Source organism: Streptomyces zhaozhouensis (assembly GCF_900230195.1).
Lineage (GTDB): Bacteria > Actinomycetota > Actinomycetes > Streptomycetales > Streptomycetaceae > Streptomyces > Streptomyces zhaozhouensis.
The window spans coordinates 54,433-74,513 of record NZ_OCNE01000001.1; the positions used below are offsets into that span (position 1 = coordinate 54,433).

Sequence of the window (20,081 nt, forward strand, 5' to 3'; positions counted from 1 at the left end):
CTCGGTCGACCTCCGTCACCCGGCGACCGCCGGCTGTCAACCGGCGCCGGTCGGACACGCGGACTCCGACAGCAGCGGCAGCGTCCGCCGACCGGGCACCGGGGGCGGGGCGGCGAGGGCGGCGGCCGTCGGCACCCGCTCCAGCACGCCGCCGGCGAAGGCGTCGTAGAGCGGCAGCGACTCCAGGTGGACATAGCCGATGTGGCAGTCGCAGACCGCGAGCGGACAGGGGCGCGGCGCGAGTGCGGCGCGGTAGGAGCCGTCGTAGAGGCTGCCCAGCTCGTCGGCGACGAAGTGGCAGCGGCGCACCGTGCCCTCGCCGTCCACGGAGACCACCGTCTCACCGGTCCGGCAGGGGCGCCCGGCGGAGCGGTGCGGGTCGCGGCTGAACGGGAAGAGCGGGTCGATCTCGGCCCACCGGGCGGCCTCGGCGTCGTCGTAGCGGTGGCCTTCGGCCGCGTTGATCCAGAGGTAGACGTGCGCGGGCAGCTCGGCGCGCAGCCGGCGCGCGGCGGCCAGATGCTCGGGCAGCCCGACGACGCCGACGCTGAACCGGACGCCCAGCTCGGCCAGTTCGCGGGTCCTGGCCAGGAACCGCTCGTGCGGCGTCTGCCCCGGGTGGTAGGTGCACCAGAGCGCCAGCGTCTCCCGGTCGGCGTCGGCGAGCCAGCCGGTGCGGCAGCTGAGGTTGGTCTGGATCGCGACCCGCGCGACGCCGGGGGCGTGCGACAGCTCGACGAGCGCTCGCCGGTACCAGGAGCGCGTCAGTCCCTCGCCCCAGGGGGTGAAGAGGACCGAGAGCCGCTCCTCGGGGCGGGAGACGGCCCAGCCGGTGAACCGCTCCAGCGCGGCCCGGTCGGCGCGGAGCCGCGCCGGGGAGTCGCGGCGCTTGGCGAACGGGCAGTAGGGGCAGTCGTAGTCGCACGAGGCGAGCGGGCCCCGGTAGAGGACGGTCAGGTGCACGGACGTCACCTCAGCTCGTGGTCGGCCATCGCCGCGCGGACGGCCGGCGAGAAGAACGGCGGGCCGACGGCGTCGGAGTGCGCCAACCCCTCGGGGGTCAGCCGCAGCGTCCGTCCCTCGTCCTCCTCGGCGAGCCAGCCGCGCTCGACCAACTCGGCCAGCTCGCGCGGGAAGTCCTCCTCGGGGGTGGTGCCGAACCGCTCCCGGTACTCGACGACCGGCAGCCCCGCGGCCTGGAGCAGCGACTGGAGCAGATGACGCCGGCGGGCCTCGTCCCCGTCGACGGCCCGGCCGTGGACGGCGCGGGAGAAGTCGCGGGTGGCGGTGTAGGCGTCGATGATGCCGCGCACCTCGGGCATGGCGACGGCGTAGTCGAACGCGTAGTGCAGCGAGGAGGTGTAGGAACGGGCGCCGCAGCCCAGGCCGATCATGCCGTCGGTCTGGCAGGCGTAGTCGTCGGGGCCCTGCGCGGGGGCGTCGGCCCGGCGGAACATCCGCATCGAGCGCTGCTCGTAGCCGAGGGAGAGCAGATGGTCCCTGCCCTCCCGGTAGCGCGCCAGCCGCTCGCGGTCCCAGGCGAGGTCGGCGTCGGGCGCCTCCCCGGTGCCGCCGGCGCGGCCCTGCCGGCCGAGGCCGGTCAACGGGCGGACATAGAGCGGGTAGAGATAGATCTCCTCGGGCCGCCAGGCGAGCGCCGCGTCCAGCGACCGGCGCCAACTGGCCGCCGTCTGCCCCTCGATGCCGTAGATGAGATCGATGTTGAGCACCGGCAGCGCGGCGTCCCTGATCCTGCCGAGCGCCGCCTCCACGTCGGCCCGCCGCTGAGGGCGCACCGCCGCCCGCGCCTCGGCCTCGACGAAGGTCTGCACGCCGAGGCTGAGCCGGGTGGCGCCCCGCTCGGCCAGCACCGCCAGCCGGTCGGCCGTCGCGGTCGCCGGCGACGCCTCGACGGAGAAGGGGACGGCGCGCAGGTCGACGCCCATCAGCCGCTCGGCGATGTCGCACAGCCGGGTCAGCTCCGCCGCCTCCAGAAAGGTCGGGGTGCCGCCGCCGAACGCCGCGTTGGCGAACCGCACCGGCGCCTCCTCGCCGAGCGCCTCCCGCACCGCGCGGGCCTGCCGCTCCAGCGCGTCGAGGTAGCGGCCCGTCAGCCCCTCGGGGGCGCCGACCCGGGTGAAGAGGTTGCAGAAGCCGCAGCGCACCTCGCAGAACGGGACGTGCGCGTAGAACGAGAGCGCGTCACGCGGCTCCCCCGCCCACACGTCGGCCAGCGCGGGCCGCTCGGGCAGCGGGCGGTAGGCCGTCTTGTGCGGGTAGGCGTAGACATAGTGCTGGTAGGGGCGCGCGGGCGCCGCGGTGGTGGTCATGCCGGCGGCTCCAGGAAGAAGTGGCGGTAGGGAACGGTCCACACCGTCGGATGGCCGACGCGGTGGCCGGTGTAGCCGTCCTCGCCGTAGGCCGTGCCGTGGTCGGAGGTGACGATGGCGAAGCACCGGCGACGCGCGCGCATCGCGGCGAAGAGCCGGCCCACGTGGCGGTCGACGTAGCGCAGCGCCGCCGCGTGGCTGGCGCGGCTGTCGCCGCTCTCGCTCGTGGCGCCGGGGAGATGGAACCAGTTGGGCTGGTGCAGCGCCGAGACGTTGAGGAAGACGAACAGCCGCCGCTCGCGCGGCAGTCGGCCGACGATCTCCTCGACCCTGGCGACCTGCGCCTCGAACGAGGTCGGGGAGGTCACGGAGAACTCCGGCTCCCAGTGGCTCTCGGCGAACATGCCGGGCAGCACCCGGCCCAGCGCGCCCCGTCGGTTGAAGAAGCCGACGCCGCCGACGCAGACCGTGTGGTAGCCGCGCGCGGCGAGCGCGGTGGGCAGATCGGGCGCGTCGAAGACGAAGGTGCCGTCGGCGGTGGTCTCGCTGCCGGCGAAGCGGGCGGCGAAGAGCCGCGGGTGACGCCCCGGGCGGGCGGGTGTCGGCAGGAAGCCAGCGAACATCGCCTGGTGGGAGGCGTAGGTGAAGCTGCCGGGGGCGTGCCGCTCCTCCCAGGCACCGCCGGGCAGATGGGCCGCCAGCCCCGGCAGCTCGCCGGCGGCGGCCAACTCGGCGGCCACGTCGTAGCGCAGCGTGTCCAGGGTGAGGAGCAGCAGGTCGTCGCGGCCGACCACCTCGTTCATGTCGGGCTCCGGGGTGTGCCCGGAGCCCTCGGCGGCGTCGGGGCGCCGCCGCTCAGCGTGGCGCATGGGCGCTCCTCGGGTCGTCCCTCGGCTGGGTCCTCGGCTGGGTCCTCGGCTGGTTCTTCGGCTGGGTCCTCGGCTGGTGGCGGTGCGGAGCGTCGGTCGGCGCGCGGTGGACGGCGGCGACCTGGGCGCCGTAGGTGTCCAGGCCCTCGGCCCCGCTGCCGGGCAGGCCGGTCAGCCCGGGGAGCAGGTCACCGAAGGCGTTGACCTCGCCGACGACGAACTCCCGCCAGCCGGCCAGCGGCAACAGGTCGACGCCGACGCAGAGCGTGCCGGGGAAGCGGGCGGCGGCACGCTCGCAGATCTCCAGCGCCTCCGGCCAGCTCTCTCCGGCCAGCGCGCGGACGGCCGCGAGATCGCCCCGGGCGCCGCCGAGATGGAGGTTGGTCATCGGCAGCCGGCTGGTGCGCACGACGGCGTGGGTGGCCCTGCCCGAGACGACCACCACCCGCAGGTCGGCGGCCCGCCTGTCGAGCGACGCCTTGGGCATCCAGCGCTCGACGTGCAGTCCGTCCGGCGCGAGCGCGTCGACGATCCGGGCGATGGCCCGCTCGTCGCCGAGCCGCCGCACCCGCAGCGTGTTGTGCAGGTCTCCCCTCGGCGTCACCTCGACCGGCACCGTCGCCCGCACCCGGCCGCCCGGCGCGGTCTCGACGGCCAGCACACCGGAGGCCGACGAGCCGTGCGCGGGCTTGACGAAGAACCGGGTCGCCTCCAACTCCTCGGCGGCGGCCCTCACTTCCTCCCAGCCGGCGAGCGGGCGGCCGGCTCCGGAGGTGGCCGACGGCGGCACCGGAACCCCGGCGGCGGCGAGCCGCGCGTGGCACAGCCGCTTGTCGAAGAGGACGGCCAACTCGTCCGGGTCGTCCAGCCGCAGCCCGCCGCGCAGCGTGCCGACGGCGGCCGTCAGTCTGCGGTACCACAGCCCCGTGCCCTCCACCCGCGTGGGCTCGTCGAGGTCCCGCAGCAGCCGGTCGACCTCGGCGTCCTCCCCCGGCGAGTCCAGCCGCACCACCTCGTCGTCGGCGAACGCGTGCCCACCCTCACGCAGCACCCGCGCCCACGGCACGATCCGCGGCGGCGGGTCCCCCACGGCCTCGACCGCCCGCGCGAAGAGGCCGACCCGGCGGTTCTCCGGATTCCCCACGACGGCCCACCGGGGAGCCGCCGGGCTACGCACCGGCGCGGACACCGCGATCGCCCTCGTCGAGGCGGCTCGTCCGCTCCGAGTCCCCCGCCCTGGGCCGGGCCACCGCCGGTGCGCACGTCCCGTGGCACCCCGTCGCGTACGCGCACGCGCTCATGCCGAGCCCCCGTTCCTCGTCGTTCCCCGTCCGCTCGGCGCGCTCACCGCGTGACGGACGCTACGGATGTTCTACCAAGTGCCACTGACAGTCCGTGTCGGCTACTCCCCCACCGCCACGTAGCGCCACATCGTGCCGTCCTCCTCCTCTTCCTGCTCCGCGTCGTCCGCGTCCAGGTGGAGAACGACGTCCGCCGGCGACAGGGTCTCCGTCAGGCGGGCGCGCATGGCGTCGCTCAGGTAGTTGTGAGTGAGGTCCAACTCCCGCAGATGCGTGAGGGGTTGGCCGCTGAGGAGGGCCGCGGCGCCGTCGTCGGTGAGGATGCCCATCGACAGGTCCAGCACCTCCAGGCGCGCGACCACCGGGGCCGAGGCCACGGCCGCGCACACCGCGTCCTGGATCTCGCTGTTGCACAGCCCGAGGTGGGTCAACGACGGCAGCCGTTCGCCCGACAGGATCGGCGCCAGGTCGTCCACCGACGCGTCCCCGCCGTAGTCCGGCGTCCCCAGCCACAGGTCGAGACGGGTCAGCGCGGGGAACTCGCCGCCGGCCACGCCCCGTACGGCCGCCGCCGGCATCCCGCCGGTCTCGACGACCAGCTTCCGCAGCCCCGCGTGCTTGACCTCCTCGAACTCCAGGTCGGTGCCGCCCCTGACCCCCAGCTCCTCCAACTCGGGGAAGGCGTCGAGGAGATCGGTGACCCGGCCCTGGTGGATCCAGGAGATCTCCGACTCCTCCATCACGATGTCCCCCACGAACACCGCGCGCAGCGAGGTCAACCGGTCCCGCGCCGCCACGATCGCCGCCAGCACCTCCGTCGAGTGGTTCTCGTAGGACTCGCCCCAGGCGCCGACCACCAGCGCCCGCACCCCGCCCGGGTCGACCGCGTCGAGGAAGCGGGCGAACGCGTCCGCCCACGGCTCCTCCGGGTCGTAGGACCCGACGGTGATCCGCCAGGCGGCGGCGTCGGCGGCCGGCAGCGACGAGCGGTCCACCGGACCCTGCGAGAGCTGCGGAAACTCGAAGACCGGCAGTCCGTGGAACTCTTCCAGATGCCCGTGAATGGTCATGCCGCGCCCGCTCCTCGTCGTCGTGTGGGCTCACCCGGGTGACGGGCGATAAGCATGTTCTACCAAGCCCCGCTGACAATCGCGGACGGCTACTCCCCCACCGCGACGAAACGCCAGCGCTCGTCCCCTTTCGCGCCGCCGGCGTCCACGGTGAGCTCGACACCGGCCGGCTCCAGGGTCTCCCTCAGACGGGCGCGCATCTCCTCGCTCAGGTAGTTGTGCGAGAGGTCCAACCGCCGAAGGTGCGTGAGCGGTTGGCCGGTGAGCAGCGCCGACGCCCCCTCGTCGGTCAGCACGCCCATCGACAGGTCCAACGAGTCAAGCCGCGCGACCACCGGGGCCGAGGCCACGGCCGCGCACACCGCGTCCTGGATCTCGCTGTTGCGCAGGGCCAGGTGCCGCAGCGCCGGGAGCCGTTCGCCCGACAGGATCGGCGCCAGGTCGTCCACCGACGCGTCCCCGCCGTAGTTCGGCGTCCCCAGCCACAGGTCGAGATGGGCCAGGGCGGGGAACTCGCTCCCGGCCACGCCCCGCACCGCCCCGGCCGGCATCCCGCCCGTCTCGACGACCAGCCGCCGCAGCCCCGCGTGCCTGACCTCCTCGAACCGCAGCTCCGAACCGCCCCGCGCCCCCAGCTCCTCCAACGCGGGGAAGGCGGCCAGCAGATCGGTGACCCGGCCCTGCTGGATCCAGGAGATCTCCGCCTCCTCCATCACGATGTCCCCCACGAACACCGCCCGCAGCGAGGCCAACCGGCCACGCGCCTCGACGATCGCCTCTATCGGCTCGCCGGCGTCGGTCTCGTAGGCCTCGCCCCACTCGCCGACCACCAGCGCCCGCACCCCGCCCGGGTCGACCGCGTCGAGAAAGCGGGCGAACCGCTTGCGCCACTCACCCCAGCCCGCCCACTCCTCCGGGACGTCCGGCGGGCCCGCCGACTCCTCGAAGGGGTCGACCCGGAGCCGCCACGCCACCGCGCCGGGCGCCGGCAGGGAGGCGGGGTCCACCGGTCCGCCGTCCAGGAAGTCCTCGCAGTCGGAGATCGGCAGCCCGTGGAACTCCGCCATGTGGTCGTAGATGGCCATGTCGCGCGTGTCCTCGTCCTCGTGGGTGACCGCCGCCCCCGACCCGTGCGGGGACGGCGAGGGTGTTCTATCAACAGCCACTGACAGTCCCGCACGCCGCGACGGTCGACGGCCTTCGCCGGAGGCCGTTGTCAGTGGCTCCCCCTACTGTTCGTCACCAAGGTCGTCGGGACGCCGGAGGGGCGGCCCGGGGCGGGGAGCGGGAGAGGTGTGTCCATGTATCGACAGGGCGACGTGCTGATCGTGCCGTTGGCGGAGGAGGCGGTTCCCGAGGGGGCGCGTGAGGCGGAGTCGGAGGCGCGCGACGGGCGCGGGCGGTTGGTGCTCGCGCTGGGCGAGGCGACGGGCCACGCACACGCCGTGGTGGGCCCCGGCCGGCTGGTGCGGTCCTCGGACCCGGCGGGGCCGGCGCTGTTGCACGTGCCGGAGGGCGCGCGGCTGGTGCACGAGGAGCACGACGCGATCTCGCTGCCGCGCGGCTGGTACCACGTGGTGCGGCAGCGGGAGTACGCGCCGGGCGCGGTGCGGCTGGTCGCCGACTAGCGGGAAGCCCCGGCGGGAGCGCGAGACGAGTGTGTGAGTGACGGGACGACGGAGCGACAGGATGAGCGAGCGGATGGACTGGCGGACGGCGGCGTTGGCCACGGGACCGAGCGAGCGGGAGGCGGCCGAGGAGGGCGTCCGGCTGGCCTACCGGCGGGCCGGGCTGCCGGAGCCTGAGTCGGTGGAGTGGGTGGCCTCACCGCTGGCGGCGGCGCGGCTGCTCTCGGGGGCCGGGCGCACGGAACGCGGGGCGAGCGTGCGGCAGGCGGTGCGGGATCGGCCGGTCGCCGAGGAACGGGCGGCCGTGCACGCGGAGTTGGGCCCGCTCGGCTGGGGCGAGCGGTGGCGGGCCACGGGCGCGGAGGTGTGGGCGCTGACGGCGCCGCTGGTGGAGCGGGTGAGGACCGCCGTGGTGGCGGAGCTGGCTCCCGGCCGTCAGGACGAGCCCGCGCTGCGGGTGCTGATGCTGGAGGCGGTGCTCGGCCCGCAGGAGGCGCCCTGGATCGCCGCGCTGCGGCCCGACGGGGAGCCGAACGGGCTGGACGGCCTGGCGGCCGTCGCGGGCGCGGCCGGCTGGTGGTGGCCGTACGAGCGGCGGGTGGTCCTGAGCGAGCGGCCGACGGAGATCCACCGCGACGAGCTGGGGCGGCTGCACCGGATGGACGGGCCGGCGCTGGTCTTCCCCGACGGGTTCGCGCTGCACGCCTTCCGGGGGATGCCGGTGCCGCCGGACTTCTTGGAGGAGCTGGAGTCGCTGACGCCCCAGCGGATCACGGACGAGGGGAACGCGGAGCTGCGCCGGGTGATGTTCGAGCACTACGGCTACGAGCGCTATCTGCGGGAGACCGGCGCCAAGCCCGTCGACCGGGACGAGACGGGCGTGCTGTGGCGGATCGCGCAGTTCGACGACGAGGACATCGTGATGGTCGAGGTGGTCAACTCGACGCCCGAGCCGGACGGCACCCGTCGCACCTACTGGCTCCGGGTGCCGCCCAGGACCCGGACGGCGCGGGAGGCGGTGGCCTGGACGTTCGGGCTGGACGCGGAGAGCTATGCGCCCTCTCGACAGACCTGAGGCCGAGGCGCCGCCGCGGCCCGGCGCGGCGCCGGGCCGGCTACCAGCCGGCGGCGGGGAGCACGGTGCCGTCGTAGTCGAAGACGGCCTGGTTCTCCCAGGCGTTGCCGGAGGCGGGGTCGGCGGGGTCCCAGCCGTTGCCCGGCACCGCGGTCCAGGCGGGTTCCCAGTAGAAGACGCCGAGGCCCCGGCCGCCCGGGACGCCGGCGACCACGGAGGCGATGTCCCGGACCCAGCGCCGCTGACCCTCGGGGGTGGCCGGGTAGCCGGAGACCAGCTGGGACTCCTCGCCGATGATGTCGGCGTGGCCGTCGTCGCTGCCAAGGGTGAACGGGTAGGCCGTCTCGACCACGACCACGTCGCGGTCGTAACGGGCCACCAGGTCACGGAGGTTGGCGTCCAACTCCGGAAGCGTGCCGTGCCAGTAGCCGTAGAAGGAGAGCGCGACCACCTCGAACGGCACCGAGCGGGCGGTGACGTTGTCGAACCACCAGCGGAAGAGCGCGTTGTCGCCCCCCTCGGCCAGGTGCAGCGCCCTGCGGGTGCCGGGCGACGCCTCGGCGGCGGCCTCGGCGGCGACGGTCAGCAGCGACGCCAGCCGGTCGAAGTCGTCGGTGGAGCCGTCCGGCCAGAGCATCCCCGCGTTGATCTCGTTGCCGAGCTGGACCATGCCCGCCGGGGTGCCCTGCGCGACGAGCGCGCCCAGCACCTCGGAGGTGTGCGCGGCGACGGCCCGGTCGAGTCCGGCCGCGTCCAGACCGGCCCAGGCCGCTGGCTTGTGCTGCTGGCCCGGGTCGGCCCAGCTGTCGGAGTAGTGGAAGTCGACCAGTGTCTCCATCCCCAACGCCGAGGCACGTGCGGCCAGTTCGCAGATCCGCGCGGTGTCGTGGTAGCCGTCCGGAGAGTCGACCCAGACCTTGAGCCTGACCCAGTTGGCGCCGTTCTCCGCGAGGATGGTCAGCGCGTCGGCCGTGGAGCCGTCGGCGCGGCGGAAGACCGCGCCCAGGTCCTCCGCCTTGGGCAGCGAGGAGACGTCGACCCCTCGGATCGGTCCTTCGGCGGCGTGGGCCGAGCCGCCGGAGAGCAGCGGCCAGGCCATCGGCGCGGCCAAGGCGAGGCCCGCTCCGCGGAGCAGGGTTCTTCTGCTGGTGCTCATCGTGAACTCCCTCTGTCGGGCACGGCACGCGCGTCGTCGGGGTCGCGCGTGTGCGTGCTTTCGCGTCGTTCCGGTCGTTCGGTCATCGCGGTCCAGCCCCGGCCCACGCCGACGTGTTCAGCCGTCCAGGCGCACCACCCGCACCCCGCCGGCCGGGACGGTGAGCTTGCCGCTGACCCGCTCGCCGGTCAGCAGCTCCTCGCCGGAGCCCGCACCGGAACGGGAGCCGGCGGCCCCGGCCAGCGGCAGCGTCGCCTCCGCGTCGTTGTGGTTGATCGCGAACAGGTAGTCGCCGCGCTCGCCGCTGCGGCGCACCAGTTCCAGGTCGCGCGGCAGCTCGTCGCGTTCGGGCAGCCCGGCGTCGGCCGCCGCGCGCGCCAGCACGGCGTCGAGGTCGGCCCGCCCGATCCGCGCGGAGACATACCAGGCGGCGCCCTCGCCGAGCGCGTGCCGCGTCACCGCGGCACCACCGGCCGCCGGCCCGTCCGCGTACTCCCACACCGGCTCGGCGCCCCGGAGCACCACGGTCTCCGCCCAGGTGTCGGCGGCTAGTTCCGGGCCGCCGCCGGGCGCGGTCAGCCGCACCGCGCGCTCGGCGTGCAGCGGCTGGAACTCCTCGACGGTCAGCCCCAGCACCTCGCGCAGCGCGCCCGGGTGCGGTCCCGGGTGGACGGCGTCGTGCTCGTCCACGATCCCGGAGAAGTAGGAGACCAGCAGCGTCCCGCCGCCCTCCACGTAGGAGCGCAGCCGCCGGCCAGCGCCCTCGGTCGCCAGGTAGAGGGCCGGCACCACGACCAGCGGATAGCGCTCCAGCCCACCGGCGTCCGGCGCGACGAAGTCGACGGTCAGGTGCCGGTCGAAGAGCGCGGCGTAGTACGCCTCGGCACGCTCCCGGGCGTTCAGCTCCTCGCTGGGCCGCCACTCCAGCTTCTGCGCCCACCAGGACTGCCAGTCCCAGACGACCGCCACGTCGGCGACCGTGCGGCTGCCCCTCAGCTCGGCCAGACGGCCGATGTCGGCGCCGAGTCGGACCACCTCGCGCCAGACGCGGCTGTCCGTGCCCGCGTGCGGCAGCATCGCCGAGTGGTACTTCTCCGCGCCCGCGCGCGAGGCCCGCCACTGGAAGAACATGGCGCCCTCGGAGCCGCGCGCCACGTGCGCCAGGCTGTTGCGGGCCATCTCCCCGGGGCGCTTGGCGATGCCGCGCCGCTGCCAGTTGACCCCGCTGGTCGAGTGCTCAAGCAGCAGCCAGGGCCGGCCCTCGCCCACGGCGCGGCTGAGGTCGGCGGCCATGGAGAGGTTGACGTGGTTCCTGTCCTCCTCCCCCACCAGGTAGTGGTCGTTGGTGACCAGGTCCACCTCGCGGCCCCAGGCCCAGTAGTCCATGGTGTCGCACTGGGTCGGGGAGACCATGAAGTTGGTGGTCACCGGGACGCCGGGGGACAGCCCGTGGAGCAGGTCGCGCTCGTGCCGGAAGTTCTCCAGCGCGCTGTCGCTGGCGAAGCGCGCGAAGTCGAGGCGCTGCGCCGGGTTGGCCACGGTCGGGGTGAGCCGCGGCGGCTGGATCTCGTCCCACGCGCCGTACACCTGCCCCCAGAACGCCGTGCCCCAGGCCGCGTTGAGCGCCTCCAGGTCGCCGTACCTGTCGGCCAGCCAGCGCCTGAAGTGGGCGGCGGAGACGTCGCAGTAGCACTCCAGCACGGGCACGCCGTACTCGTTGTGCACGTGCCACATGGCGAGCGCGGGGTGGTCGCCGTACCGCTCGCCGAGCGCCGTGGTGACGCGGGTGATCGCCTCGCGGTAGGCGGGCGAGCTGTGGCAGATGGCGCCGCGTGAGCCGAACGCCCAGCGGGTGCCGTCCCTGCTCACCGGCAGCGCCTCGGGGTGCTCCCGGTAGAACCAGGCGGGCGGCACCACGGTCGGCGTCGCCAGGTCGATCCTGATGCCGCCCTCGTGGAGCAGCGCGATCACGCGGTCCAGCCAGCCGAAGTCGAACTCGCCCCTGCGGGGCTCGATCCGGGCCCAGCTGAAGATGCCGAGGCTGACCAGGTTGACCCCGGCCTCCCGCATCAGCGCGACGTCCTCGCGCCACACCTCCTCCGGCCACTGCTCCGGGTTGTAGTCGCCGCCGAAGGCGAGCCGGCCCAACCCCCTGGGGGTGGCGTGCGGCATGAGCACCTCTCCAGATTCATGTGAACGTGCACAGCCTGTATCACTGCGCTTCTCCAAGAAACCTCAATCACCAACGGTTGACAAGAGCGCGAAACATTTCTTCACTGTGCACGTTCACAGAACTCGCCGGATCAGCGAGGAACGACCCACAGCCACAGCCACAGCCCGGGAGGGCCCATGCGCCACCGCGCGTTCGCCATCGGCGCCGCCACGCTGCTGGCGGTCACCACGCTCGGGGGCTGCGGCTCCTCGGACGACGGGACCGTCCGCCTGACCTACTGGGCGTGGGCGCCCGGGATGGAGGAGGTCGTCGCGCTCTGGAACGAGGCCAACCCCGACATCCAGGTCACGGTCAAGAAGCAGGCCAGCGGCGACGAGCTGGTCACCAAGACGGTGACCGCGGCCCAGGCCGGCACCGCGCCCGACCTGGTCCAGGCCGAGTACCAGGCGCTGCCGACCCTGGCCAGCAACAACGTCACCGCCGACATCTCGGCGGAGGTCGCCGACGTCGAGGAACGGTTCACCCCCGCCGTCTGGCAGCAGGTCACCCTCGGCACCGACGCGGTCTACGCGCTGCCGCAGGACTCGGGGCCGCTGCTGTTCTTCTACCGTGCCGACCTGTTCGAGGAGTTCGGGCTGGACGTCCCGGCGACCTGGGACGAGTTCGCCGAGACCGCGCGCGAGCTCCACGAGGTGGCGCCCGACCGCGACCTGACCACGTTCTCCGCCAACGACGCCGGCCTCTTCGCCGGCCTGGCGCAGCAGGCGGGCGCCCAGTGGTGGACCACCGAGACCGACCGCTGGCGGGTCGCGATCGACGACGAGGCGGGGCGGCGGGTGAGCGCGTTCTGGGAGGAGCTGGTGGCCGAGGAACTGGTCGACAACCAGCCGATGTACACCCCCGCCTGGAACCAGGCGCTCAACGAGGGCCAGCAGATCGCCTGGATCGCCGGCGTCTGGGCGCCCGGCACGCTGGCCACCGCCGCCCCCGACACCGAGGGCCGCTGGGCGGCGGCGCCGCTGCCGCAGTGGGAGGCCGGCGAGAACGTGACCGGCAGCTGGGGCGGCTCCAGCACCGCCGTGACCACGGACACCGACCATCGGGAGGAGGCCGCCGAGTTCGCGACCTGGCTGAACACCGACCCGGAGGCGCTGTCCGCGCTCGTCCGGTTCGGCGGCATCTACCCGGCCGCGACCGACGCCCGGACGGGAGGGGCGCTGGCGGAGCCGCCGCCGTTCTTCGCCAACCAGTCCGACTTCTACGAGACCGCCGCCGAGGTGGCCGAGGGCGCGGCGCCCGCCGCCTGGGGGCCGAACGTCACCGTCGCCTACAGCGCGTTCAACAACGCCTTCGGCTCGGCGGCCGGCCGCCGGGCCGGGTTCGAGGAGGCCCTGGCCGTGATGCAGCGGACCACGTTCGACGACATGGACCGGCTCGGCTTCGAGGTGGTCCAGTGAGCGCCCCCGCCCGCCCCGGACGCCGGCGCGGCGCCTCGCTCCGCTCCGCGCCCTACGGCTTCCTCGCCCCGACCGCCGTGCTCTTCCTGCTGTTCTTCGCGCTGCCGATCGGCTACGCGCTCTACCTCAGCGTGCGGAAGGTCCGCATCAAGGGCCTCGGCCTCGGCCCCGACGGCCGCGAGGAGGTGTGGGCCGGGCTGGCCAACTACCGCAGGGCGCTGACCGACTCGGAGCTGCTGGACGGCGCGCTCCGGGTGCTGGGCTACGGCGCGATCGTGGTGCCGGTGATGCTGGGCCTGGCGCTGTTCTTCGCGCTGCTGCTGGACGACGAGCGGGTGCGCGGGCGGCGGTTCGGCCGGTTGACGATCTTCCTGCCGTACGCCGTTCCCGGGGTGATCGCCGCGCTGCTGTGGGGCTTCCTCTATCTCCCGTCGGTCAGCCCGGTCACGGACGTTCTGGAGACGCTGGGGCTGCCGTCGCCTGACTTCCTGACCGGGCCGGCGCTCTACGGCTCGCTGGCGAACATCGCGATCTGGGGCGGCACCGGTTTCAACATGATCGTGATCTACACCGCGTTGCGCGCCATCCCGGTGGAGGTGCGGGAGGCGGCGCGGCTGGACGGCTGCACGCCGTTCCAGACGGCGCTGCGCGTCAAGATCCCGATGGTGGCGCCCTCGCTGGTGCTCACCTTCTTCTTCTCGATCATCGCCACCCTCCAGGTGTTCAACGAGCCGACGACGCTGCGGCCGTTGACCAACAGCCTGTCCACGACGTGGTCCCCGCTGATGAAGGTCTACGAGGACGCGTTCACCGGCGGTGACATCCACTCCGCCGCTGCGACGGCCGTGGTGATCGCCCTGGTCACGCTGGCGCTGTCGTTCGGCTTCCTGCGGCTGGCCACCGCCCGCAACCGCCGTGAGGAGAACGCCCGATGAGCGCCACGACGAGCGCCACGAGAAGCGCCGCGCCGCGTCCGACGAGCGCCGCGACGGGCCCCGGCCGCCCGCGGCGGGTCGCGCTGCTGCCGACGGCCGCGCTGCTGCTGGGCGCGCTGTACTGCCTGCTGCCGGTGGCCTGGGTCGTGGTCGCCGCGACCAAGGGCGGCGACGAGCTGTTCTCCACGTTCACCTTCGCGCCCGGCAGCGGGCTGCTGGAGAACCTCTCGGACCTGCACGGCTACCGGGACGGGATCTACTGGCGGTGGATGGCGAACTCCGCGCTCTACGCGGGCGTCGGCGCGCTGCTGTCCTGCGCGGTCTCGGCGCTGGCGGGGTACGCGCTGGCGATCTACCGCTTCCCGGGCCGGGAGTCGATCTTCAACGTGCTGCTGGCGGGCGTGCTGATGCCCCCGGTGATCCTGGCGGTACCGCAGTACCTGCTGCTCGCGGAGGCCGATCTCACCGACAGCCGGCTGGCGGTGCTGCTCCCGGTGCTGCTGTCCCCGTACGGGATCTATCTGGCGCGGATCTACGCGGCGGCCTCGGTGCCGGTGGACGTGGTGGAGGCGGCGCGGATGGACGGCTCGGGCGAGTGGCGGATCTTCCGGTCGATCGCGCTGCCCATGATGCGGGCGGGGCTGGTGACGATCTTCCTCTTCCAGTTCGTGGCGATCTGGAACAACTTCCTGCTGCCGTACATCATGCTGAGCGACGACGAGAAGTTCCCGTTGACGCTGGGCCTGTTCACGCTGCTGAACCAGGGGTCCAACACCCCCGCCCTGTACACCCTGGTGATCACGGGCGCGCTGCTGGCGGTGCTGCCGCTGATCGCGCTGTTCCTGGTGATCCAGCGGTTCTGGAGTCTGGACCTGCTGTCGGGGGCCGTAAAGTCTTGACCATGAACAACCCGGCGCGGCGCCAGCGGCCCACGATCCACGACGTCGCGCGGGTGGCCGGCGTCTCACGCGGCACGGTGTCGCGGGTGCTCAACGGCGGCCACCACGTCAGCCCGGCGGCGGCCGAGGCGGTCAACGCCGCGATCCGCAGGACGGGTTACGTGGTCAACCGGCACGCGCGTTCCCTGATCACGGGGCGCTCGGGCTCGGCGGCGTTCCTGCTGACCGAGCCGCAGGAGCGTTTCTTCGAGGACCCCAACTTCAACGTGCTGCTGCGCGGTTGCACCCAGGCGCTGGCGGCGCACGACATCCCTCTGCTGCTGATGATCGCGGGTTCGCGGGACGAGCAGCGGCGGATCGTCCGCTATGTCACGGCCGGCCATGTCGACGGGGTGCTGCTGGTCTCCAGCCACACCGGCGACCCGGTGGCGGCGCAGTTGGCGCGGGCCGGGACCCCGGTGGTGGCCTGCGGCAAGCCGATGGACCCGCGCGCGGGACGGCTGGCGCACGTGGCGGCCGACGACCGGGAGGGGGCGCGGGAGATGGTGCGCCATCTGCTGTCCGCCGGCCGGCGCCGGATCGCCACCATCGCCGGGCCCCAGGACACCCCGGGCGGCGTCGACCGGCTGGCCGGGTACCGGGAGGTGCTGGCGGAGGCCGGGCTGCCGTTCGAGGAGACGCTGGTGGAGACCGGCGACTACGGCAGGGCCGGGGGCCGGGCCTGCGCCGAGCGGCTGTTGGCGCGCCACCCGGACGTGGACGCGCTCTTCGTCGCCTCGGACCTGATGGCACGCGGCGCGCTGGAGGCGCTGGGGGACGCGGGGCGTTCGGTGCCGGGCGACGTGGCGGTCGGCGGATTCGACGACTCGTCCGCCGCGTTGGCCTCGGCGCCGGCGCTGACCACGGTGCGCCAGCCCTGGGACCGCATCAGCCAGGAGATGGTGCGCGTGCTGCTGGACCGGATCGCGGGCGAGGACACCTCGGCGGTGATCCTTCCGACGGAGCTGGTGGTGCGGGAGACCGCCTGAGCCACCGCTCCCGCCGCTCCCGCCGCTCCCGCCGCCCTAGAATGCGGGGATGCGCGTCATCCTGGTGAGCGGCCCCTCCGGATCGGGGAAGACGACCGTCGCGCGCCTCCTCGCCGAAAGCAGGCTCTCGCCGAGCGTGCATCTGCACACGGACGACTTCTACGCGGCGATCAGGCAGGGCGCGCTGGCACCGTATCTGCCGGAGGCGCACGAGCAGAACCGGATCGTCACCGGGGTGATCGCCCGGGCCGCCGCGGGCTACGCGGCGGGGGGCTACCACACGGTGGTCGACGGGGTGGTCGGGCCGTGGTTCCTGGGGGCGTACGAGGAGGCGGCCGAGGCCGCGAGGGTCGGGCTGCTCTACGTGGTGCTGCGCCCCGACCGGGAGACGGCGCTCGCGCGCGGAACGTCCCGCTCCCGGCACCCGCTCACCGACCGGAAGGTCCTGGACCGGATCTACGACGGCTTCGCCGACCTCGGTCCGCACGAGCGGAACGTCCTGGACTCCACCGGTCTCACCCCGGAGGAGACGGCGGACGCCGTGCTCGCACGCCGCTGAGCCGGCTCGACGGAGGCCGGGGGCGGCGCGCGGGCGGGTTCCGCGCGCGGCGGGGCGTCGTGGTCTGCCCGCATGGTCCCGGTGATCCGCCCCCAAGGGCGTGCGTGGGGGTGCGAGGGGCCCGCCCCCGGGCGGGCCGGTCAGCGCGCGGCGGCGAGCGCCGTCCGGAGGGCGGCTATGCCGGCCAGCCACTCCTCGCCGCCGGACTCGTCCCACAGCTCGCGCAGCTCGGAACCCTCGGCCACCACCCGGTCCAACGCCCGCACCGCCAGCGCCCGAAGCCCGATCAGGTCGGGCAGCGACTCCCGGGGAGGGTAGGGCCGCTCCTCCCCCGGCAGCACGGCACCCTCCGGCAGCAGCTCCGCGATCAGCGCGGCGGCGGCCACGGCCTCGCACGCCTCGTCGGCGTCGAGGTAGTCCCCGCTCTCCACCGTCGTCACGAGCGCCGTGCGGACCTTCTCCGCGCGCTCACCGGCCGGCGCGTCATCCCACGCGCCGCGGAAGTCGGCGGCCGTGTCGTTGTCGAAAGGACCGACGTCCCAGGTGCCCATGTCGTCCCCCGTGGTCTCGGAGTCACCGCTGCGCATCCTGACACCCGCCACTGACAATCCGTCCCGCGACCGCGACCACCACGGCCGTCGCCGGCGGCGCCGACCACCGAGGCGTCGTCAGTGGGGCCGTAGGGCGCCCCGGCTGAGGAGGGCCAACGGCGGGGAGGCGGCGACGACCGACGGGGGTGCGGGCTCGGGGAGCGCGGCGGGGGCGCGCGGAGTTCCCGTCCGCGGGAGGAGGGCCACGTGGTGATCGGCGAGGACGGGACCGTGCGGACCCTCGCCTACGGCACCCTGTCTGGATTTCCTGACGCGACGCCACCCCGCCTCACCAGGGCGGCTGCCGCCTCTCCCTGCCAAGGTTCCAGTTTGGCAACGGAACGGTTACGATACGGTCGTTCATGACGCCGTTGTCCGCTGGTCGTCCGGGTCGGGGGCGCCGATAACGCACGCTTCCTACCGTTCTCGTGGCTCACCGCGCCGATCGTGCCCGTCGTCGTCACACCATGGGAGAGAAGCACGTGTCTCAGGCCAGACTGATCCTTGTCGCCGCTCTCGCCGCCGCCGGGCTGACGGTGGCGGCGGCCCCCGCCGCACAGGCGGCCCCCACCGCGCAGGCGGCGTCCACGAACCCGAGCGTCACCCCCCGCACCACGCTGGAGCAGGAGACCACGGACGGGCTGGACGGTCCGCATCCGCCGCGTTGGCCCGAGTACATCAACGGCGGTGTCTGGCCCACGAGTCACGTGCAGGGCGTGGTCGTCGACGACGAGAACGGCTTCGTCTACTGGTCGTTCACCCAGATGCTCGTCAAGACGGACATGGAGGGGAACGTCGTCGGCACGGTCGAGGGCATCACCGGCCACCTCGGCGACATCGACCTCAACCCGCGCGACGGGCGGGTCTACGGCTCCCTGGAGTACAAGGCCGAGGAGGCGTTCTACATCGCGATCGTGGACGTCTCCCGGGTGGACCGGGTGGGGATGGACGCCGAGACGGACGGGGTGTTGACCACCGTGCATCTCGACGAGGTCGTCGAGGACTTCACCGCCGACATGAACGGCGACGGCGTCTTCGACGGCGACACCGGGGACACCGAGGACCACCGTTACGGGTGCAGCGGGATCGACGGGGTGTCGTTCGGCCCGTCGTTCGGCGCGCGGGAGGACAGCCGGCAGAAGCTGATGGTGGCGTACGGCGTGTACGCCAACACCGAGCGCGCGGACAACGACCACCAGGTGGTCCTGGAGTACGACGTGCGGCACTGGGAGCGCTACGAGCGTCCGCTCTCCGAGGCCGAGCCGCACCGCAGCGGGCCGCGCCGGGTGGACGACAAGCTCTTCCTGTACACGGGGAACACGACCTACGGCGTGCAGAACCTGGAGTACGACCCGCACACGGGCAACTGGATGCTGGCCGTCTACCCGGGCACCAAGGCCGAGTTCCCCAACTACTCGCTCTTCATGGTCGACGGCGGCGAGCGGCCGAGGCGCGGCGAGATCGTGGGACAGCCCGAGTACGAACGCGGCCGGCTGCTGAGCCTGTTGCCGCAGGGGCAGCACGACGAGGGCTCGGGCGTGTGGGGTTGGGACTTCGACGCCTCCTACGGCCTGGAGTCGCTGGGCGACGGCTACTACTACGGCGCCGAGGGCCGTTCGGTCCCGGGCGAGGACGGGTCGTCGCAGGAGGGCGAGGTGCACCTCTACCGCTGGACCGGCCAGCCCCCGGCGCCGTTCGAGCGGGTCGGCGAGGCGGGCGGCGAGGTCTGAGCGCCGCCGGCTCGCCGGCCGGAAGCCGACGGAAGGACGGACGGGACGGGGCGTCGGTCCCCTGGCCGGGGACGCCGCGACCCGTCCCCACGCGTCATGCGGCCGCGTGACCGGGGCGGGAGCGGGGCGCCCCCGGGCCGGTCGGCGCCGGGCTCCTGATGTGTGCACCATGTCGGGGCGGCGCATCGTTCCGCCGACTTCGTTTCCTGTTCGAAGGAGTGCCGTGTCCGACGTGTCCGTACGCCTCGCGACCGCTGACGATCGTCCGGTCGTCGAGCGGCTGTGGCTGATGTTCCAGCACGACATGTCGGAGTTCGGCGGGCGGCTGCCCTTCCCCGACGGGTCGTTCCGGCGCGAGCGGCTGGAGGCGGCCTTCGCCGGGGCCGGTTGGGCGCCCTACCTGCTGACCAGCGGGGACCGCCCGGCGGGGTTCGCGTTCGTCCGTGGTCTCGACGGGCCGACGCGCGTGGTGAACAGCTTCTTCGTGGTGCGCGGGGCGCGCCGGGCGGGGATCGGGGCGCGGGCGGTCCTTGAGGTCGTCGCGCGTCATCCGGGCCGGTGGGAGGTGGCGTTCCAGGACGCCAACGCGGGCGCGGTCCGCTTCTGGCGGCGCGTCGCCGAGAAGGTCGCGGGCGAGTCCTGGACCGAGGAACGCCGTCCGGTCCCGAACCGGCCCGAGCTGCCGCCGGACGTGTGGATCTCGTTCCTCACCCGCCCACAACACGTCTCCCCCATCGTTGGGAACCGGTGAAGGGAAGCCGCCCTTGGGCGAGTTGAGCCCCGCCGGCCCCGAGTAGGCTGCCCGGATGAGCGAAGCCTGGAGTTCGACGGACGGAGTCCTGCGTATGCCCTCCGGCACGCTGGTGCGTGGCCGGGGCCTGCGATATCCCTTGCCGTCGGGGCCGACGCCGTCCTTCGGGGTGTATCTGCTGGGGAAGGAGCCTCCCGCGACGGCCTGGGAGGCCCGATGGCTGCCGTGGCCCGACTTCCGACTGCCCAAGGATCACCGGCAGGCCCGGGAGGTGCTGCGGGAGGCGTTGTCCCGGGCGCGGGACGAACGCGTCGAGGTCGCCTGCGGGGGCGGGAAGGGACGAACGGGGACGGCCTTGGCGTGCATGGCCGTCCTCGACGGAGTTCCACCGGAGGACGCCGTCGCGTTCGTCCGTGAGCACTACCACCCTCGTGCCGTGGAAACCCCCTGGCAGCGACGCTTCGTGCGGCGCTTCACGGTCGACACGCCGTGACGCGCGCCGGCGCCGGGACCCCCCGAAGTCCCGGCGT

19 protein-coding genes are annotated in these 20,081 nt (G+C 73.7%); 10 read left to right on the forward strand and 9 right to left on the reverse strand.

What is annotated here, in order from left to right:
- Positions 1-36: 36 nt before the first annotated feature.
- From CRP51_RS00310 to CRP51_RS00335, 6 genes are all read right to left on the reverse strand, one after another.
- A complete protein-coding gene (locus CRP51_RS00310; protein ID WP_097229387.1) occupies positions 37-963 on the reverse strand; it encodes an STM4011 family radical SAM protein in 927 nt (308 codons plus the stop codon).
- Positions 964-968: 5 nt separating this feature from the next.
- Complete coding sequence (locus CRP51_RS00315; protein WP_097228857.1) at positions 969-2,330, reverse strand: STM4012 family radical SAM protein; 1,362 nt, start codon at positions 2,328-2,330, stop codon at positions 969-971.
- The gene (locus CRP51_RS00320; protein WP_097229388.1) at positions 2,327-3,133 is read right to left on the reverse strand and encodes an STM4013/SEN3800 family hydrolase; all 807 of its coding nucleotides are present in this window, start codon (positions 3,131-3,133) and stop codon (positions 2,327-2,329) included. Before CRP51_RS00320 ends, CRP51_RS00315 begins: the two co-directional genes overlap by 4 nt.
- Before the next feature lie 52 nt (positions 3,134-3,185).
- Positions 3,186-4,394 (reverse strand): STM4014 family protein, encoded by a 1,209-nt coding sequence (locus tag CRP51_RS00325; protein ID WP_097228858.1) that lies wholly within the window; start codon positions 4,392-4,394, stop codon positions 3,186-3,188.
- Between the two features lie 207 nt (positions 4,395-4,601).
- Positions 4,602-5,570, reverse strand: a complete 969-nt coding sequence (locus CRP51_RS00330) for an STM4015 family protein (protein ID WP_097228859.1) — start codon at positions 5,568-5,570, stop codon at positions 4,602-4,604.
- A gap of 89 nt (positions 5,571-5,659) precedes the next feature.
- Positions 5,660-6,655: an STM4015 family protein gene (locus CRP51_RS00335; protein WP_097228860.1), complete on the reverse strand. Its 996-nt coding sequence runs from the start codon at positions 6,653-6,655 to the stop codon at positions 5,660-5,662.
- A gap of 216 nt (positions 6,656-6,871) precedes the next feature.
- Here CRP51_RS00335 and CRP51_RS00340 point away from each other — a divergent pair, with 216 nt between their 5' ends.
- Together CRP51_RS00340 and CRP51_RS00345 are read left to right on the forward strand one after the other, a co-directional pair.
- On the forward strand, positions 6,872-7,198 hold the full coding sequence (locus CRP51_RS00340; protein WP_097228861.1) for a DUF8820 family protein: 327 nt from the start codon (positions 6,872-6,874) through the stop codon (positions 7,196-7,198).
- Positions 7,199-7,259: 61 nt separating this feature from the next.
- A complete protein-coding gene (locus CRP51_RS00345; protein ID WP_097228862.1) occupies positions 7,260-8,273 on the forward strand; it encodes a DUF6745 domain-containing protein in 1,014 nt (337 codons plus the stop codon).
- Between the two features lie 40 nt (positions 8,274-8,313).
- Here CRP51_RS00345 and CRP51_RS00350 read toward each other — a convergent pair whose 3' ends face one another.
- Positions 8,314-9,429, reverse strand: coding sequence for a glycoside hydrolase family 53 protein (locus tag CRP51_RS00350; RefSeq protein WP_097228863.1), 1,116 nt, complete (start codon positions 9,427-9,429; stop codon positions 8,314-8,316).
- A 117-nt stretch (positions 9,430-9,546) separates the two neighbouring features.
- The gene (locus CRP51_RS00355) at positions 9,547-11,601 is read right to left on the reverse strand and encodes a beta-galactosidase (protein ID WP_097229389.1); all 2,055 of its coding nucleotides are present in this window, start codon (positions 11,599-11,601) and stop codon (positions 9,547-9,549) included.
- 177 nt (positions 11,602-11,778) lie between these two features.
- On the opposite strand from CRP51_RS00355, the gene CRP51_RS00360 reads away from it, so the two are divergent.
- The 5 genes from CRP51_RS00360 to CRP51_RS00380 are packed head-to-tail and all read left to right on the forward strand — an operon-like array spanning position 11,779 to position 16,480.
- Entirely contained in the window at positions 11,779-13,059 is a 1,281-nt protein-coding gene (locus CRP51_RS00360; RefSeq protein ID WP_097228864.1) for an ABC transporter substrate-binding protein, read from the forward strand.
- Positions 13,056-13,994 carry a carbohydrate ABC transporter permease gene (locus CRP51_RS00365; protein WP_097228865.1) on the forward strand — a complete coding sequence of 313 codons (939 nt, stop codon included), beginning with the start codon at positions 13,056-13,058 and terminating at the stop codon, positions 13,992-13,994. The genes CRP51_RS00360 and CRP51_RS00365 overlap by 4 nt, the downstream gene beginning before the upstream one ends.
- Positions 13,991-14,893, forward strand: coding sequence for a carbohydrate ABC transporter permease (locus CRP51_RS00370; RefSeq protein ID WP_097228866.1), 903 nt, complete (start codon positions 13,991-13,993; stop codon positions 14,891-14,893). Before CRP51_RS00365 ends, CRP51_RS00370 begins: the two co-directional genes overlap by 4 nt.
- On the forward strand, positions 14,890-15,921 hold the full coding sequence (locus tag CRP51_RS00375; protein WP_097228867.1) for a LacI family DNA-binding transcriptional regulator: 1,032 nt from the start codon (positions 14,890-14,892) through the stop codon (positions 15,919-15,921). Before CRP51_RS00370 ends, CRP51_RS00375 begins: the two co-directional genes overlap by 4 nt.
- Before the next feature lie 49 nt (positions 15,922-15,970).
- Positions 15,971-16,480 (forward strand): AAA family ATPase, encoded by a 510-nt coding sequence (locus CRP51_RS00380; RefSeq protein WP_099459278.1) that lies wholly within the window; start codon positions 15,971-15,973, stop codon positions 16,478-16,480.
- 140 nt (positions 16,481-16,620) lie between these two features.
- Here CRP51_RS00380 and CRP51_RS00385 read toward each other — a convergent pair whose 3' ends face one another.
- Positions 16,621-17,031, reverse strand: a complete 411-nt coding sequence (locus CRP51_RS00385) for a DUF4259 domain-containing protein (protein WP_097229390.1) — start codon at positions 17,029-17,031, stop codon at positions 16,621-16,623.
- 506 nt (positions 17,032-17,537) lie between these two features.
- On the opposite strand from CRP51_RS00385, the gene CRP51_RS00390 reads away from it, so the two are divergent.
- From CRP51_RS00390 to CRP51_RS00400, 3 genes are all read left to right on the forward strand, one after another.
- Positions 17,538-18,800, forward strand: coding sequence for a hypothetical protein (locus CRP51_RS00390; protein ID WP_097228868.1), 1,263 nt, complete (start codon positions 17,538-17,540; stop codon positions 18,798-18,800).
- 223 nt (positions 18,801-19,023) lie between these two features.
- On the forward strand, positions 19,024-19,551 hold the full coding sequence (locus CRP51_RS00395) for a GNAT family N-acetyltransferase (protein WP_097228869.1): 528 nt from the start codon (positions 19,024-19,026) through the stop codon (positions 19,549-19,551).
- A 55-nt stretch (positions 19,552-19,606) separates the two neighbouring features.
- Complete coding sequence (locus CRP51_RS00400) at positions 19,607-20,044, forward strand: protein-tyrosine phosphatase family protein (RefSeq protein WP_097228870.1); 438 nt, start codon at positions 19,607-19,609, stop codon at positions 20,042-20,044.
- Positions 20,045-20,081: the final 37 nt, after the last annotated feature.

What these genes read in the sequence shown, in the direction of transcription:
- CRP51_RS00315 (WP_097228857.1), bottom strand. Translation starts at nt 2,330, where the DNA reads ATGACCACCACCGCGGCGCCCGCGCGCCCCTACCAGCACTATGTCTAC.
- CRP51_RS00320 (WP_097229388.1), bottom strand. Translation starts at nt 3,133, where the DNA reads ATGAACGAGGTGGTCGGCCGCGACGACCTGCTGCTCCTCACCCTGGAC.
- CRP51_RS00330 (WP_097228859.1), bottom strand. Translation starts at nt 5,570, where the DNA reads ATGACCATTCACGGGCATCTGGAAGAGTTCCACGGACTGCCGGTCTTC.
- CRP51_RS00335 (WP_097228860.1), bottom strand. Translation starts at nt 6,655, where the DNA reads ATGGCCATCTACGACCACATGGCGGAGTTCCACGGGCTGCCGATCTCC.
- CRP51_RS00340 (WP_097228861.1), top strand. Translation starts at nt 6,872, where the DNA reads ATGTATCGACAGGGCGACGTGCTGATCGTGCCGTTGGCGGAGGAGGCG.
- CRP51_RS00345 (WP_097228862.1), top strand. Translation starts at nt 7,260, where the DNA reads ATGAGCGAGCGGATGGACTGGCGGACGGCGGCGTTGGCCACGGGACCG.
- CRP51_RS00350 (WP_097228863.1), bottom strand. Translation starts at nt 9,429, where the DNA reads ATGAGCACCAGCAGAAGAACCCTGCTCCGCGGAGCGGGCCTCGCCTTG.
- CRP51_RS00355 (WP_097229389.1), bottom strand. Translation starts at nt 11,601, where the DNA reads ATGCCGCACGCCACCCCCAGGGGGTTGGGCCGGCTCGCCTTCGGCGGC.
- CRP51_RS00360 (WP_097228864.1), top strand. Translation starts at nt 11,779, where the DNA reads ATGCGCCACCGCGCGTTCGCCATCGGCGCCGCCACGCTGCTGGCGGTC.
- CRP51_RS00370 (WP_097228866.1), top strand. Translation starts at nt 13,991, where the DNA reads ATGAGCGCCACGACGAGCGCCACGAGAAGCGCCGCGCCGCGTCCGACG.
- CRP51_RS00380 (WP_099459278.1), top strand. Translation starts at nt 15,971, where the DNA reads ATGCGCGTCATCCTGGTGAGCGGCCCCTCCGGATCGGGGAAGACGACC.
- CRP51_RS00385 (WP_097229390.1), bottom strand. Translation starts at nt 17,031, where the DNA reads ATGGGCACCTGGGACGTCGGTCCTTTCGACAACGACACGGCCGCCGAC.
- CRP51_RS00390 (WP_097228868.1), top strand. Translation starts at nt 17,538, where the DNA reads ATGGGAGAGAAGCACGTGTCTCAGGCCAGACTGATCCTTGTCGCCGCT.
- CRP51_RS00400 (WP_097228870.1), top strand. Translation starts at nt 19,607, where the DNA reads ATGAGCGAAGCCTGGAGTTCGACGGACGGAGTCCTGCGTATGCCCTCC.